The following is a 16,133-nucleotide window of genomic DNA, read 5'->3' as shown; positions in this document are numbered from 1 at the left end:
CCGTTCCTCGGATAAAGCCAGAGGATGACGCCCTTAAAGTTTGGCTGTCTCCATCATCAGTAGGGCTGGTTGGAACCTCACCTCTGGAACTCCACAGCCATCCCCACCCTTGGTCATCCTCGGGCTTGTCCCGAGGATCCACACACAAGCGCGCAATCGAATGAACGTCACTCAAGACCCCTATGTCCTGTTCCGCGACGACAGCGAAAACCGCACGACGGTCTTTGCTGCGCCGTCACGCGTCATCACAGCGCATACGGCTGCTGAATTTCGCTCTGGCCTGATCGAACTCGAACGCGCCCAGGCGGACGGAAAATGGCTTGCAGGCTTCATGAGCTACGAGGCCGGTTATCTGTTCGAAGACAAGCTCGCCGACTTTGCCGAGGACAACCGCCGCACGCCGTTGATGTCCTTCGGCGTCTTTGACGGGCCCGCCGACGGGCATGTGCTGGGCGAACCGCAGCGTCGAACCGAAAACGAGCCCTTCATCACTGAACCGCATGCGGCCTGGGATTTCGATGCCTACCGCCAGCGCTTCGACCGGCTGCTAGACCATCTGAAGATGGGCAATTGTTACCAGGCAAACCTGACTATGCAGGTCGCCGCCCGCTGGAAGGGTGATCCGGTTGCCGCCTTCTGGTCGCTGATCGAGCGCCAGCCAGTAAAATATGGCGCGCTCGTTTTGCTCGACGGCCCGATCCTCCTGTCGCGCTCACCCGAACTGTTCTTCCGGATTGACAAGGACGGCTGGATCGAGACGCATCCGATGAAGGGCACGGCACCGCGCGGCGCAACGCCCGGCGAGGATGCGGCCCTGATCCGGGAGATGCGCGAGGATCCGAAAAGCCAGGCCGAAAACCGGATGATCGTCGACCTGCTCCGCAACGACATCTCGCGGATCACCCAGGTCGGCACGCTGGACGTGCCCCGGCTGTTCGATATCGAGACCTATCCGACCGTGCATCAGATGGTTAGCCACGTCCGGGCGAAACTGCTGCCGGATATCGGCATAACCGAGATCTTTGCAGCACTCTTCCCCTGCGGCTCCGTGACAGGCGCACCAAAAATGCGGGCGATGGAGATCCTGCACGATCTCGAGGATGGCCCGCGGGACGCCTATTGCGGCGCCATCGGCTTCATCGCGCCGGATGGGACCATGCGGTTCAACGTTGCCATCCGCACGCTGTCCCTGTTTCCGGATGGCGAGGCGATTTTCAATGTTGGCGGCGGCATCGTCTTCGATTCGAGAGCAGAGGCGGAATATGAGGAATGCCTTCTCAAGGCCCGCTTCGCTATCGGCGATACCAGGATCACGCGATGAGTTCTTTCTCGCTGATCGAAACCATGCGCTGGGAGCCGGCGGTCGGCATCGTTCGGCTCAGGCTGCATCTGGCACGGCTAAAAAGATCAGCGGCAAGGCTGGGATTTCCCGGGGCCGGGCAGGCGGAGCAAAGGCTGGCCGCGGCGTTTGTCGACACATCCCCCCTGTCCGCGCTTCGCGTTCGTCTCGCGCTTGACAGCACAGGCCGCATCGACATTGCCACCACACCCTTCACGCCATTGCCTGCCGATCCTCTTTGGACAGTCCGGATCGCAACCACGCGCCTGTCGTCAGGTGATAATCTGCTGCGCTACAAGACCAGCCGGCGCGCGGTCTACGAGGCGGCACGCGCGGAATACGGGCCGGACGAGGCCGACGAGGTTCTGTTGTTGAACGAGCGGGATGAACCCTGCGAAGGAACGATCACCTCGCTTTTTGTCGACGATGGCTCCGGCATGCTGAAGACGCAACCGATTTCCTGTGGTCTGCTGGCCGGCGTGCTGCGCACCGAGATGATCTGCCAGCGCAAGGCGCGTGTGCAACGCCTGACGCTCGATGACCTCAAGAGCCGGCCCGTTTTCATCGGAAACTCGCTGCGCGGCCTGATCCGGGCCAATATCCTCTGGAGAGACTGACGATGTTCATCCTGTCGCTGACCTACAAGACTGATCTCTCCGACGCGGATCGCCACATGGAAACCCACATGGCCTGGGTCAAGTCCGGTTATGACAAGGGGCTGTTTCTGGCTTCCGGACGCAAGAACCCACGCACGGGCGGCGTCATTCTCGCCCGGGGCGGGCGCCCTGAAATCGAAACGATGGTCGCCGCCGACCCGTTCACCATCCATGGCATCGCCGATTACGAAATCACCGAATTCATCGCCACGACCACCGTGCCCGGCCTTGAAGACCTCAAACTCTGACGGATTAAACCATGCCGCAAGGGATCGCGAACACGCCGGCCTACACGCCCTATGACGGCTCGTCCAAGCCGTTCACGATCGGTCTTGCACAACTCGAACCGGCCCGCTGGATCCTGCCCGATGCCCAGCTGGGCGCCTATCTCAACGAAAAAAAGCGGTTGCTGGAGACCTATCCGGATGTGGTGTTCGTCGCGGAACTCGCAACGCAAGACGCGCAACGCGAAGTGCTGGATATGCTCGTCGCATTTCTGCCGGCGCAATATCCCGATCTCTACAGGTGTGACGGCCAGACGATGGAAATCGGCAAACGCACCGTCGACCTTGCCGCCGACCCGGCGCTGGTCACGGCCGGGTTTCTGGTCAAGGATGATCTGGTGATCATGCGGCGCAAGGAAACAGGGTGGCATCTCGTGGCCGCCTTCGTCGCTTTTCCCTCGTCCTGGTCGCTGCCGGAGAAATTCGGCCGCAGCATGGACCAGATCCACGGACCGGTGCCTGGCTTTGAAGGCGGAACGCGCAATGCCGACCTGATCAACCGCATGTTCGACAACCTTCCACCCGGGCGCATCGTCGAGCGCTTCAACTGGACGGTGAACACCGATGGCGGCCTGTTCCTGCCGAAATCCAACACCGAGAGCCTCGGTGCGGCATCCGTGGCGCTCGAGGCGGAAAACACCTTCGTGCGGATCGAACGCCAGACCTTGCGCAAGCTGCCGAAGAGCGGCGACATCGTCTTTACTATCGGCATTCATTCCGACCCTGTCGCCGTTCTCGACGGCCATCCGGACGCAGCCCGCCTTGCGCTCTCCTTTGCCGCGCAACTGGAGGAACTCACCCTGGAACAGGCCGCCTACAAGGGGCTTGCCAGCAAACGCGACAGCCTGATCGCCGCACTGCGAGGTCTTGCCGGCGGTTAAGCAATCTCGCCGACATTAACGGGTCCGCTCTTTATTGTGACAGGAATCTGTGCTCTAGGGCCTTTCAAAGTGCCGGAATGCCGCTAGATTGGCGCCGCCGTGCAGTGAGAAGAACCAAATCTCAGGAGAAGAGACCAAAATGGCAGACACCACCTATCCGGTTCATGGCGAAATCACCGGCCCGATCGTGATGATCGGCTTCGGTTCTATTGGCCGCGGCACGCTGCCGCTGATCGAGCGCCATTTCAAGTTCGACAAGAGCCGGATGGTCGTCATCGATCCGCGCGAAGATGCAGGCGACATGGAAATCCTGGCCAAGCACGGCGTCAGGCACATCAAGGCCCACGTCACCAAGGACAACTACAAGGACCTGCTGAAGCCGCTCCTGACGGAAGGCGAAGGCCAGGGCTTTTGCGTCAACCTGTCGGTCGACACCGGATCGCTCGACCTGATCAAGCTGTGCCGCAAGCTCGACGTTCTCTACATCGACACGGTCATCGAGCCCTGGCTCGGCTTCTATTTCGACAAGAACATGAAGAATTCCGACCGCACCAACTACGCGCTGCGCGAAACCCTACGCCATGAGAAGAAGAAGAGCCCGGGCGGCTCGACCGCCGTTTCCACCTGCGGCGCAAACCCCGGCATGGTCTCCTGGTTCGTCAAGCAGGCGCTGGTCAATCTCGCCAACGATCTCGACGTCAAGTTCGACGAGCCGGATCAGCATGACCGCGAAGGCTGGGCCAAGCTGATGAAGAAGGTCGGCGTCAAGGGCATCCACATCGCCGAACGCGACACGCAGCTGACCAAGAATCCAAAGCCGCTGAACGTCTTCTGGAACACCTGGTCGGTCGAAGGCTTCATCTCGGAGGGCCTGCAGCCGGCTGAACTCGGCTGGGGCACGCACGAAAACTGGATGCCGAAGAACGCCAAGAAGCACAAGAAGGGCTGCCAGGCAGCCATCTATCTCGAGCAGCCGGGCGCCAATACGCGCGTGCGCACCTGGTGCCCGACACCCGGCCCGCAATACGGCTTCCTGGTCACGCACAATGAATCGATCTCGATCGCTGACTATTTCACGGTGAAGGACAAGGACGGCGACGTCACCTTCCGTCCGACCTGCCACTACGCCTACCATCCGGCCAATGATGCTGTGCTGTCGCTGCACGAAATGTTCGGCAATGGCGGGACGGCGCAGCCGGTCCTGCATGTTCTCGACGAGAACGAACTGGTCGAGGGTCTCGACGAACTCGGCGTGCTGCTCTACGGCCACGACAAGAACGCCTACTGGTATGGTTCGCGCCTGTCGCTCGAAGAAACCCGCCGCATCGCGCCGTATCAGAATGCGACCGGCCTGCAGGTGACCTCGGCCGTTCTCGCCGGCATGGTCTGGGCTCTTGAAAATCCGACAGCCGGCATCGTCGAAGCCGACGAGGTCGACTACAAGCGCTGCCTCGAAGTGCAGTCGCCCTATCTCGGCCCGGTCGAAGGTCATTACACTGACTGGACCCCGCTCGATGGCCGCCCGGGCCTGTTCCCGGAAGACCTCGACACGAAGGATCCGTGGCAGTTCAAGAACATCCTCGTTCGCTAAACGGCGGCAGGACACAGATGATGAAAGCGCCCGCGGCTGATCGCTGCGGGCGCTTTTTCATGTCCGGCACAAAAATTCCGGCATTCCTGCCCCACTCTTGCTTTCAATTGCCGTTCACGGCATTGTTTTTTCAACTGAAAGCTATAATTCCGGCCTTGAAACGGGAGACATCCATGAAGCGCATCGCCATTCTGTCGGTCCTGGCTGCAACCGCAGCCCTGTCCGCCTGCCAGTCCGGACGGGAAATCCGCCAGGTCCAGCAGCCCATCCGCATGGCCCCGACCGTGGACGGAACCTGGGCCGATCCGAATGGGATCATCTCGACCTTCTCGGCGGGCACCTTCACCACCCGGACAACCGATACGAACCAGCTTTTGGCCTCCGGCAACTACGTCAATGTTTCGCCGACGCTGGTCGAAATCAACATGACCTCAATGGTCCGCAACACCCAGTCGAAGGTCAATTGCGCCATGGTTGGCGTAACACAGCTGAACTGCACGACGGATTCAGGCGCGCAGTTCTCGCTCAGTCGCCGCGGCTGACCCGCGAAGCGACGATCCATCACCCTTTGCGAGAAGCCTCCACACGGGGGCTTTTTGCATTTTGGCCGACAGCTTTAACCTTGCAGGAATGTGGATGACGGTTAGACAGTTTTAGGCCTTGAACTCCGCTTGTTCTGGTGAAACCATCCGAATAGGCCCTACCGCCACAGTTCAATCGCAACCGCCCCCTACACAGGCGCATGGTTGAACGGAAACCAACTGGGAAAACAGGAGACAATCATGATCAGACACTTGCGCACCGGGCTGCTGACGGCCTCGATCCTTGTGCTTTCTGCAGGCGCCGCCTTCGCGGATTATGAACTGAACATCCTGCATATCAACGACCTGCATTCCCGCATCGAAGCGATCAACAAGTATGATTCGACCTGCTCGGCGGAAGAGAATGGCAAGAACGAATGCTTCGGCGGCATCGCCCGCGTCAAATCGGCGATCGACGCGGCCCGCAAGCAGATTGCCGACGCCGGCGGAAATGTCATTGTGCTCGATGCTGGCGACCAGTTCCAGGGCTCGCTGTTCTACACACAGTACAAGAGCGCACCGGTGGCTGAATTCATGAACGGCATCGGCTTCGATGCCATGGCGATCGGCAACCACGAATTCGACAATGGGCCGGAAGAACTGGCAAAGTTCATCGATGCGCTGAAGTTCCCGCTGATTTCGGGAAACACGGTGGCCGCGCTCAACACGCCGGTGGCCAACAAGTTCAAGGGTTATGTCGTCAAGGACCTCGGTGGCCAAAAGGTAGCCATCGTCTCCGTTCTGGCAACGGATACGGACGAAACCTCCTCGCCGGGACCGAACATCTTTTTCGATGACGAGATTGCCTACCTGAAAACCGCGGTGAAGGAGATCACCGATCAGGGCGTCAACAAGATCGTGCTGCTTTCGCATGTCGGTTACGAACGCGACAAACAGATCGCCGCAGCCGTTGATGGGATCGACGTCATTGTCGGCGGCCACAGCCACACGCTGCTGTCCAATACGGATGACAAGGCTGCAGGCCCCTATCCGACCATGATCAAGGACCCGGCGGGCGTCGATGTCCCGGTTGTGACCGCCTATGCCTATTCCAAGTATCTCGGCGAGTTGAAGCTCGTCTTCGACGATGCCGGCAAAGTCAAATCGGCAGCGGGCGCGCCCAAGCTGCTCGATGCCTCGATCACGCCGGATGCCGGCATGGAGGCACGCGTCAAGGAACTTGCGGCCCCACTCGAGGCTGTGCGGGCCAAGGAAATCTCCGAAACCACAGAAGTCATCGACGGTTCGCGCGAGGTTTGCCGTGCGGCGGAATGCTCGATGGGCAATCTTGTGGCCGATGCAATGCTTGATCACGTCAAGGATCAGGGCATCACCATCGCCATCCAGAACGGTGGCGGCCTGCGCGCCTCGATCGATCAGGGCGTGGTGACAATGGGAGAGGTTCTGACCGTCCTGCCGTTCCAGAACAGCGTCGCGACATTCCAGCTCAAGGGCGCCGATATCGTCACGGCACTGGAAAACGGTCTGAGTGAAATCGAGGAAGCAGCTGGCCGCTTCCCCCAGGTTTCCGGCCTGAAATACACGTTCGACAAGTCAAAGCCCGCCGGCAGCCGGGTCGTATCCGTCGAGACCAAAGAGGGCGAAACCTTCGTACCGCTCGACCCTGAAAAGCTCTACGGCGTGGTTACCAACAACTACATGCGCGGCGGCGGTGACGGTTATTCGATTTTCGCAACGGCCGGACAGAACGCCTATGACTTCGGACCAAGCCTTGAGGACACGGTCGCGCAATACCTGACCGAGAATCGGCCCTACAAGCCGGTGACAGAGGGACGCATCACCGAAATTGCTGCTGCCACCGCAAGCGCGCCTTCGACGCAGACCAGCACCGATACGGCTGAAAAAAGCGTGACCCCGGATGCGAAGCCGGCCGAGGGCGCAGACACATCCGCGGCTGCAACCACGACCCAGCAGACCACGACCCAGGAGACCACCACCCCGCAGACCACTACCACACAGACACCGGTCGCGGAAACGACCCCGGCCGCTGAAATGCCCTCCACCGCAAAACATGTGGTCGTGCGCGGCGATACGCTCTGGGATCTGGCGAAGTCTGTCTATGGCGATGGCGACCTCTGGGGTCGCATTGCGCAAGCCAGCGGCAATCCCGTGCCGGAAAAACTCGAAATCGGCACCGAGTTGACGATTCCGGCCAAGTAAGACGATTTGTCTCTGATGTGCGAACCGGTCCGGGCTTCCCCGGGCCGGTTTTTCTTTTTAGAACGACATAAACCAATAGGTCGAGCCGTCGTATAGATGACGAAATCCCGAAAGTTTTTAGGAAGTAGAACCATGAACCCGAATGCCGAGATGATTGCCGTCAACCACCCGCCCGTCCAGTTCGGCAAGGTCGGCGTTCTCCTGGTCAACCTGGGCACGCCTGACGGCACCGACTACAAATCGATGCGCCGCTATCTGCAGGAATTTCTAACAGACCGGCGCGTCATCGAGTGGTCGCGCTTCCTCTGGTATCCGATACTTTACGGCATCGTCCTGAATACCCGGCCTGGAAAAGTCGGCAAGGCCTACGCATCGATCTGGAACAACGACCTCGATGAGAGCTACCTGCGCACCTATACCCGAAACCAGGCCGAGCAGATGGCCAAGAGCTTCGCCGACCTGCCGAATGTCCGCGTCGACTGGGCCATGCGCTACGGACAGCCATCGATCAAATCGAAGATGGACGAATTGCAGAAGGACGGGTGCGAGAAAATCCTGCTGTTCCCGCTCTATCCGCAATATGCCGCCGCGACCACGGCAACCGTCAACGACGAAGCCTTCAAGGCGCTGCTGAAAATGCGCTGGCAGCCGGCGCTGCGCACCGTGCCGCGTTATCATGACGACCCGGTCTATATCGAGGCCCTGGCCAATTCGATCACTGGCCATCTGGCAACGCTCGACTGGGAACCGGAAGTGATTCTGACCTCCTTCCACGGCATTCCGAAGTCCTATTTCATGAAGGGCGATCCCTATCACTGCCAGTGTTACAAGACAGGGCGTCTGGTGCGGGAGAAACTCGGCTGGTCGAAGGAAAAACTACAGGTGACCTTCCAGTCCCGTTTCGGGCCGGAGGAATGGCTGCAGCCCTATACCGACAAGACCGTCGAGAAACTGGCACAGGAAGGCGTGAAGCGCATCGCCGTGATCAATCCCGGTTTCGTCTCGGATTGCCTTGAGACGCTCGAGGAAATTGCCGTGGAAGCGGCCGAAAGCTTCCACGAACACGGCGGCGAAAAATTCACCCATATCCCCTGCCTCAACGACACGCCGGGCGGCATGGCGGTGCTGGAGCATGTGGTGCGCCGGGAATTGATGGGCTGGGTCTGATTATTTCGGCGGCAACGTGCAAATAAACTGACCAGGCGTCGCGTCTGGTCTACAGTATCGTTTAATTTCCGAACTGAATTTGAGAGGGGTTTTCCATGCCGCTGGCCGGACTCGATATCGTCGTCATTGCCTTTGTCGTCCTCGTCATCCTGGTGCTCTTTTCGGGCATCAAGACCGTTCCGCAGGGCTACCGCTACACTGTCGAGCGATTTGGCCGCTACACCAGGACCATGGAGCCCGGTCTAAACCTGATCATTCCGTTCATTGACCGTGTCGGCGCGAAGATGAATGTCATGGAACAGGTGCTCGACGTCCCGACGCAGGAAGTTATCACCCGAGACAATGCCAGCTGCTCGGCCGATGCCGTTGCCTTCTATCAGATCCTCAATGCGGCCGAGGCTGCCTATCAGGTCTCCGACCTGCAGAGCGCCATCCTCAACCTGACGATGACCAACATCCGCTCGGTCATGGGTTCGATGGATCTCGACGAACTTCTGTCGAACCGCGACGCGATCAACGACAAGCTGCTGCGTGTCGTCGACGAAGCCGTCGGGCCCTGGGGCATCAAGGTGACGCGCGTCGAGATCAAGGACATCCAGCCGCCGAAGGACCTGGTCGACGCCATGGCGCGGCAGATGAAGGCGGAGCGCGAGAAGCGTGCCCAGGTTCTGGAGGCCGAGGGCGCCCGCAACGCGCAGATCCTGCGCGCCGAAGGTGCCAAGCAATCGGCGATCCTGCAGGCCGAAGGCCAGCGCGAAGCCGCCTTCCGCGACGCCGAGGCGCGCGAGCGTCTGGCCGAAGCCGAGGCGAAGGCAACGAAGATGGTCTCGGAAGCCATTGCCGCCGGCGACGTGCAGGCGATCAACTACTTCGTCGCACAGAAATACACGGAAGCCATGGCGGCGATCGGCACCGCGCCGAACTCCAAGATCGTACTGATGCCGATGGAAGCCTCCTCGCTGATCGGCTCGCTTGGCGGCATCGGCGCCATCGCTCGCGAAGTCTTTGGTGACGCACCGGCGCCGGCCCGCAGCCGCCCCGCAACACCGACGACGACACCTGTCCGCAATCCGTTTGATACGACACCGCGGGGGAGCTGAACCATGATCGCTCGCATCGTTCTGGAACTTGGTCCCTGGACATGGTGGGTGATCGGGCTTGTGCTTCTGGCTGCCGAAGTCCTGGTGCCCGGCGTCTTCCTGGTCTGGATCGGCATCGCCGCCATCCTCACGGGCCTCGTCTCGCTGGCGCTTTGGGAAACCGGTTTCTGGATCTGGGAAGTCCAGCTCGTCTTCTTTGCCCTGCTTTCGGTGGCAGCGGCTTTGGCGGGGCGAAAAATTGTCTCCCGCGCCGGCAACACCTCGGATGAACCGTTGCTCAACCAGCGCGGCGCCAGCCTTGTCGGACGCACCGCTTTGCTGGAGGAGCCGATCGCAGAAGGCCGAGGCCGCGTGCGGCTGGATGATACGACATGGATTGTCGATGGCCCGGACCTGCCTGTTGGCGCACGGGTTCGGATCATTGCCTGTTCGGGGCGCCAGCTCACCGTCGAAAGCGCCTGAAAGCACAACAGAAAAGCCCCTGTCCGCCTGCGTGGAAACGAATGGTTAACCACATCGGTTTACGATTGCGCAACACTTGTAAACAGGCTTTCCGGGCATAGGGCACATGGCGCCATTCTATTCACGCAAGACCAGGACCCGTGTCCAGCGCCCGATGCCGGCGCTGTGGCTCTTGGCCAGTTGCGCCTTCCTTATCCCCCTTCCCGCTGTCGCCCAGTCCTTTTCGCCGGTTGCCGCAGACGATGCCGACACGACGCTTGCCACGACAGGGGGTGCAATGACGGGCGCAGCAACGACCGGCACGGCGGCGACAGGCACACAAACAACCGATCCAACGACGACAGCTTCCCTCATTGACGACGGTCCCGATGCCGGACCGGCAGTGGACGACGATTTAGGCCGGGTGAACACCCGCGAAGGCACGGTCGATGGCCTGCGTTCGACGCTTGATCCCGACCGTAACGACGCGCCCGGCATCGCCCTTGGCACCTTCACGCTGAAGCCGTCGCTCAGCCAGACCATCAATCACGAAACAACAAAGAACGGCAGTTCCAAGGAAAGCCGAAGCTATCTCCAGACCGGGCTGAAGGGCACTTTGACCTCCGACTGGTCGCGTCACCAGTTGACGGTCACCGGCGAAGGCACCTGGCAGCGCAATATCGGCGGCGAAGGCGCGACCGAGCCGGTGGCCAATCTGGATGCGGAACTGCGCCTCGACATCAGCAACGAGACCACCGGAACGCTCAGAGCCGGCTACCGCTTCGAGCGCGAGGATTCGACCGATCCCAACGCCATCTCGGGTGCCTCCGTGCAATCGGGCATCGACCGCTACAGTCTCGGCGCCGGCGTCCAGCGGGATTTCGGCATCCTGCGCGGTTCGGCCAAGGTGGATTTCGAGCGTTATGTCTATGGCAGCGCCGAACTGAGCGATGGTACCGACCTGTCGCTGAGTGACCGCGACCGCAATGCCGGGACCGTTACCGCCCGCATCGGCTATGAACTATCCCCAGCCTTGATCCCCTTCCTCGAAGCCTCGGTCGGCAGGTCGGTCTATGACCTGCGCCGCGACACGCTTGGCTTCGAACGCTCCTACGACAATTATGCCGGACGCGCCGGTCTCCAGGTTGATCTCGGCGAGAAGATGAACGGCGAAATCGCGCTCGGCTACGAAACCTACCGCTTCAAGGACAGCCGTCTCGACGATCTGAGCGGCCTGACGGTGGACAGCACGTTCAACTGGTCGCCACAGCGCGGGACAATTGTCACCTACGGCGTTTCGACCGGCATCGAGCCATCGACAACGGCCGGCGAAAGCGGTGCGCTGGTCTATGCGTTGAACAGCGGCCTGACGCATGAATTGCGCTCGTCGCTGGTGGCCCGCCTGAGCAACAGCCTGACCTTCCGCAACTATCCATCGGGCAGTTCTTCGGAAGACCAGAAAGTCTGGCTCGCCGGCGCCGGTCTCAGCTGGGACATGACGCGCTCCCTCGCACTGACAGGCGACGTCAGCTATGAGCGCACGATGCAAACGACCGGCCCGTCAACCAATGTCGCCAAGATCGGCGTCGGGCTGACGCTGAAGCGCTGAGCATGGAAAAGCCGCGCAGACGAGTGGTCGGCGCGGCTTTGATCGTCTTGCAATCTGCTCGGTGGTCTATTTCAGCGCAGCCACCAGTGCCTTCAACTGCTCTTCGACGCCCGGGCGGATATCGCCACGCGAAAGGGCGAAGGCGACGTTGGCCAGGATGAAGCCTTCCTTCATGCCGCAGTCATAGGTATCGCCGCGGAAGTGATAGCCGGAAAACGGCTGCTGCTTGGCAAGCTTGAGCATGCCGTCGGTCAGCTGGATTTCGTTTCCAGCGCCCCGCTCCTGCGTTTCCAGAATGTCGAAGATCTCAGGCTGCAGGATATAGCGACCGTTGATGAAGAAGTTCGACGGAGCCGTGCCGACAGGCGGCTTTTCCACCATGGCGGTGATTGCGAAGCCGTCACCGATCGCATCGCCGACACCGACGATACCGTATTTGTGGGATTGCTCCGGTGCGCATTCCTCAACCGCCAGCACATTGCCGCCGCTCTGATTGTAGAGTTCGACCATGCCCTTCAGGCAGCCTTTTTCCGATCGCATGATCATGTCAGGCAGAAGCACCGCGAAAGGCTCGTCGCCGACGATGTCGCGCGCGCACCAGACCGCATGGCCAAGACCGAGCGGCGCCTGCTGGCGCGTGAAGCTCGTTGTGCCGGCCCTTGGCAGGATATCAGCAAGAAGCGTCAATTCGGCGTTCTTGTTGCGCTCCTTGAGGGTCTGCTCCAGCTCTGTCTGGATATCGAAATAATCCTCTATGACCGCCTTGTTGCGGCCCGTGACGAAGATCAGATGTTCGATACCGGCATCAAGCGCCTCATCGACCACATATTGAATGACCGGCTTGTCGACCACGGTCAGCATTTCTTTCGGAACGGCCTTGGTTGCCGGTAGAAAACGGGTGCCGAGGCCCGCAACAGGAAATACGGCCTTACGGACTTTACGCTTGTCAGTCATTGACGTCTCCAGATCACGATCATGTGATTTAAAACAGAACACTTGGGTATCAACAGGGCATTATCGAAAAATTGCTATTTTTCTACGAATGAAGACGGCACCGATCGTTCATGGTAAAGAATTTGTTGACTTCGTTTTTGTAGAGTTTCGGTACCGTCGAGCAGAAGCCCGACATCTCTATCGGAAAAGCGTCATGCAAGGATACGCGTGAGGCGGGCTCCATGACTGTAAATTTGCGTATTCCCCCGGTTCTGCGGTCAATTCTGCGCCTTCGGGGGGTCGCCGAAAAACGGAAACGACAGCTGATGATCAAGACGTACACGACATTTTTTCGCCGCGCATCCACCGCGCTCATGATCTCCGCAACCGTCCTGCTGGCCGCACCATCGGCTCGCGCCGATGCCGGCTTCCAGACATGGATCAACAGTTTTTACGCCACGGCTGCCAAGAGCGGCATTACCAAGGCAACCTATCAGAAAGCCTTCTCTGGCGTGAAGACGCCTGATTCGACCGTGCTCGAAAAAGCCAACTACCAGCCCGAGTTCAAGCACAAGATCTGGGAATATATCGATTCGCGCGTCAATCCCTACACGCGGCGGATCGGTCAGGAAATGTCCGCCAAACACGATCGCACACTGACAGCACTGGAGCGTCACTTCGGCGTCGACAGGACCATTCTGCTGGCCATCTGGTCGATGGAATCCAACTATGGTGCCGTTCTCGAAAAGGACGACCGGCTGCACTACGTGCCACGCGCGCTGGCAACGCTTGCCTATGCCGACCCGAAACGGGCGAAATTCGCAAAGACCCAATTGATCGCAGCGCTGAAGATCCTGCAGAGCGGTGACATCACGCCGCGAGAACTGAACGGCTCGTGGGCCGGCGCCATGGGGCATACACAATTCATCCCGACGAGCTATCTGCTCTATGCGATCGACGCCGATGGCAATGGCAACCGCGACATCTGGAACTCGATACCCGATGCACTGGCAACAGCCGCCAATCTCCTGAAGAAAAACGGCTGGCAGTCCGGCCAGACCTGGGGCTACGAGGTCACGCCACCGAAGGGCGCCAACCAGTATGCCGGGCAAACGAAGACACTCGCCCAGTGGCAGGCCCTCGGTTTTGCTCGCCCCAACGGCAAGGGTTTCCGCAATACCGGCCAGCGCGCCGAACTGAAGTTGCCAGGCGGCGCCGGAAGCCCGGGGTTCCTGATGACCAAGAATTTCTTCGTCCTCAAGCGCTACAATGCCTCCGATTCCTACGCGCTCGGGGTCGGCCTTTTGGCGGATGAAATCGCCGGCTATGGCGGCATGCATCAGCCCTGGAGCCGCCCGGACGGCTCGCTCGACATCAAGCAGAAATTCGAACTGCAGAGCCGGCTCAAGGAAATGGGCTATTATGACGGCGAAGTGGACGGCAATTTCGGCTCCGGCTCGAAGGCTGCAATCCAGGCATTCCAGAACAGAAACGGCTTGACGCCGGATGGCCAGCCGACACAACATCTGCTGAAAGCCTTGCAGAACTGAGCCCGTCGGCGCTTCGCAGGAAGCGCCGACCCGCCGGTCGTGCAGGATCATTTGGAGCAGGCAGGACAGGACGATGACATCCGCAACGACGAACCATCGGCGTTTTCCATGGCTGCTGCGTGGCCTGCTGACAGTTTGTCTGGCGGCATCGGTCATTGCAGTGCAGCCAGTGACATCGGTGCAGGCGCAGGAACGCGTCGAGCGGCGCACCATCATGCAGATGCTGTTCGGGCGGGCACCCCGCCAGGAGCGGCGCGACTTCCGGATCTACGACGAAGAGCCGGTCATCCGCAGGCAACAACAGCAGCAACGACAACAGCCACAAAAGACACGACAGAAAGCCAAGCCGCAACCGGCAGTCGCAGCACCTTTGGTTGTCGAAAAGCTTCCGGAAGCCAAAACGGTTCTGGTCGTTGGCGATTTCATCGCCGGCAGTCTCGGCGACGGGCTGAAGACCGCGTTTGAAGCCACGCCCGGCATTGTCATCGAGACCCGTGCAAACGGCTCCTCCGGCATGGTTCGCGACGACTATTTCAACTGGCCCGCCATTCTTCCAGGTTATGAAGCCGAACTGAAACCCTCGCTGATCATCGTCAGCCTCGGCGCAAACGATCGCCAGCAGATATCGATCGGCAGGCAAAAGGAGAAATTCCGCACCGAGGAATGGCTGGCAGAATATACCCGTCGCGTATCCGCCTTCGCAACGCTCGCCCGCACCGGCAATGTGCCCATGCTCTGGGTGGGCATGCCGCCGTTCCAGTCAGGATCGATGACCGCCGACATGGTCACCCTGAACGGTATCTTCCGCGTCGAGGCCGAAAAGGCCGGCGGCGAGTTCATCGATATCTGGGATGGTTTCGTCGACGAGAGCGGCAAGTTCGTGCTGACCGGATCCGACATCAACGGCCAGCAGGTGCGTCTTCGTGGTTCCGATGGCATAAACCTGACCAAGGCCGGCAAGCGCAAGCTGGCCTTCTATGTCGAAAAGGATATCCGGCGACTGCTGGGCGATGCCGCGGCGTCCGGCAGCGATGTTCTCGGCGCTGGCGACCTCAAGGATCTCGTCGTGACCGCCCCGGTCGAGGATCAACTGATCGTCAAGACGCAACCCATCAGCCTCGCCGATCCGGCGCTCGACGGCGGCAGCGCCCTGATGGGAGGACCGATCCTGAGCAAAACCGCCGGAAAGAGCCCACGCGATCTGCTCGTCGAAAAGGGCGAACTGGCAGAAGCCCCCACCGGCCGCATCGATGATTTCCGGCTGGCAAAACCCGAAACCGTGATCAGCAATCCGGTGATCCGGAACTGACAGTATCCGGCTCCAAAATGAAAAGCTGTGCGAAAAATCCAACATGATTTTCGCACAGCTTTGAATTTACGGAAGCGTTTCGTCCTTACCGCGGCAAGAGGGTCGAACCCATCAAGGCTTCGTCGATGGCGCGGGCGGCCTGGCGGCCTTCGCGGATCGCCCAGACGACCAGCGACTGGCCACGACGCACGTCGCCGGCAGCCCAGAAGCCTTCGACCGAGGTCTTGTAGTCCTTGTCGTTGGCCGTGACGAAGGTTCCGCCACGACGGTCCTTGCCAACAACCAGCTGTTCACCGAGATCCTTCAGCACGCATTCCTCGCCGGGGCCGCTGAAGCCGATGGCGATGAAAGCGAGATCGGCCTTGATGACGAATTCCGTGCCGGCGATCGGCTTGCGGCGCTCATCCACCTGGCAGCACTTGACGCCGGTCAGAACACCGTCTTCGCTGACAAATTCCAGCGTCGCCACCTGGAACTCGCGCACGGCGCCTTCGGCCTGGCTCGAGGATGT

The 16,133-nt window shown here is 60.2% G+C and carries 15 protein-coding genes; 13 read left to right on the top strand and 2 right to left on the bottom strand.

Annotation, left to right across the window (positions count from 1 at the left end):
• The first annotated feature begins 160 nt into the window (after positions 1-160).
• The 11 genes from AX760_RS16660 to AX760_RS16610 all read left to right on the top strand — a co-directional run bounded on the left by AX760_RS16660 (position 161) and on the right by AX760_RS16610 (position 11,830).
• A complete protein-coding gene (locus AX760_RS16660; RefSeq protein WP_071834059.1) occupies positions 161-1,321 on the top strand; it encodes an aminodeoxychorismate synthase component I in 1,161 nt (386 codons plus the stop codon).
• Positions 1,318-1,956, top strand: a complete 639-nt coding sequence (locus AX760_RS16655; RefSeq protein ID WP_071834058.1) for an aminotransferase class IV family protein — start codon at positions 1,318-1,320, stop codon at positions 1,954-1,956. The genes AX760_RS16660 and AX760_RS16655 overlap by 4 nt, the downstream gene beginning before the upstream one ends.
• A 2-nt stretch (positions 1,957-1,958) precedes the next feature.
• Positions 1,959-2,243: a YciI family protein gene (locus AX760_RS16650; protein WP_071834057.1), complete on the top strand. Its 285-nt coding sequence runs from the start codon at positions 1,959-1,961 to the stop codon at positions 2,241-2,243.
• An 11-nt stretch (positions 2,244-2,254) separates the two neighbouring features.
• On the top strand, positions 2,255-3,160 hold the full coding sequence (locus tag AX760_RS16645) for a heme-dependent oxidative N-demethylase family protein (RefSeq protein ID WP_071834056.1): 906 nt from the start codon (positions 2,255-2,257) through the stop codon (positions 3,158-3,160).
• 139 nt (positions 3,161-3,299) lie between these two features.
• Complete coding sequence (locus AX760_RS16640; protein WP_071834055.1) at positions 3,300-4,751, top strand: homospermidine synthase; 1,452 nt, start codon at positions 3,300-3,302, stop codon at positions 4,749-4,751.
• 173 nt (positions 4,752-4,924) lie between these two features.
• Entirely contained in the window at positions 4,925-5,293 is a 369-nt protein-coding gene (omp10, locus tag AX760_RS16635) for an outer membrane lipoprotein Omp10 (protein ID WP_071834054.1), read from the top strand.
• 240 nt (positions 5,294-5,533) lie between these two features.
• The gene (locus tag AX760_RS16630) at positions 5,534-7,513 is read left to right on the top strand and encodes a 5'-nucleotidase C-terminal domain-containing protein (RefSeq protein ID WP_071834053.1); all 1,980 of its coding nucleotides are present in this window, start codon (positions 5,534-5,536) and stop codon (positions 7,511-7,513) included.
• Between the two features lie 132 nt (positions 7,514-7,645).
• Entirely contained in the window at positions 7,646-8,680 is a 1,035-nt protein-coding gene (hemH, locus tag AX760_RS16625) for a ferrochelatase (RefSeq protein ID WP_071834052.1), read from the top strand.
• 95 nt (positions 8,681-8,775) lie between these two features.
• Positions 8,776-9,780 carry an SPFH domain-containing protein gene (locus AX760_RS16620; protein WP_071834051.1) on the top strand — a complete coding sequence of 335 codons (1,005 nt, stop codon included), beginning with the start codon at positions 8,776-8,778 and terminating at the stop codon, positions 9,778-9,780.
• A 3-nt stretch (positions 9,781-9,783) separates the two neighbouring features.
• Positions 9,784-10,242, top strand: a complete 459-nt coding sequence (locus AX760_RS16615) for an NfeD family protein (RefSeq protein ID WP_071834050.1) — start codon at positions 9,784-9,786, stop codon at positions 10,240-10,242.
• Positions 10,243-10,348: 106 nt separating this feature from the next.
• The gene (locus tag AX760_RS16610) at positions 10,349-11,830 is read left to right on the top strand and encodes an outer membrane beta-barrel protein (protein WP_071834049.1); all 1,482 of its coding nucleotides are present in this window, start codon (positions 10,349-10,351) and stop codon (positions 11,828-11,830) included.
• A gap of 66 nt (positions 11,831-11,896) precedes the next feature.
• On the opposite strand, the gene galU is transcribed toward AX760_RS16610, so the two are convergent.
• Positions 11,897-12,784 carry a UTP--glucose-1-phosphate uridylyltransferase GalU gene (gene galU, locus AX760_RS16605; protein ID WP_071834048.1) on the bottom strand — a complete coding sequence of 296 codons (888 nt, stop codon included), beginning with the start codon at positions 12,782-12,784 and terminating at the stop codon, positions 11,897-11,899.
• Between the two features lie 353 nt (positions 12,785-13,137).
• Here galU and AX760_RS16600 point away from each other — a divergent pair, with 353 nt between their 5' ends.
• Positions 13,138-14,313, top strand: a complete 1,176-nt coding sequence (locus tag AX760_RS16600; RefSeq protein ID WP_425348868.1) for a lytic murein transglycosylase — start codon at positions 13,138-13,140, stop codon at positions 14,311-14,313.
• Between the two features lie 73 nt (positions 14,314-14,386).
• Positions 14,387-15,622 carry an SGNH/GDSL hydrolase family protein gene (locus AX760_RS16595; RefSeq protein WP_071834046.1) on the top strand — a complete coding sequence of 412 codons (1,236 nt, stop codon included), beginning with the start codon at positions 14,387-14,389 and terminating at the stop codon, positions 15,620-15,622.
• A gap of 85 nt (positions 15,623-15,707) precedes the next feature.
• On the opposite strand, the gene AX760_RS16590 is transcribed toward AX760_RS16595, so the two are convergent.
• A partial coding sequence (locus tag AX760_RS16590; protein WP_342587502.1) for an FAD-dependent oxidoreductase occupies positions 15,708-16,133 on the bottom strand: 426 nt, incomplete at its 5' end.

Origin of the sequence: Pararhizobium antarcticum (assembly GCF_001885585.1) — a bacterium.
Lineage (GTDB): Bacteria > Pseudomonadota > Alphaproteobacteria > Rhizobiales > Rhizobiaceae > Pararhizobium > Pararhizobium antarcticum.
The sequence above is the reverse complement of the archived record's forward strand: the minus strand, read 5'-3'. Positions and strand labels throughout refer to the sequence as shown.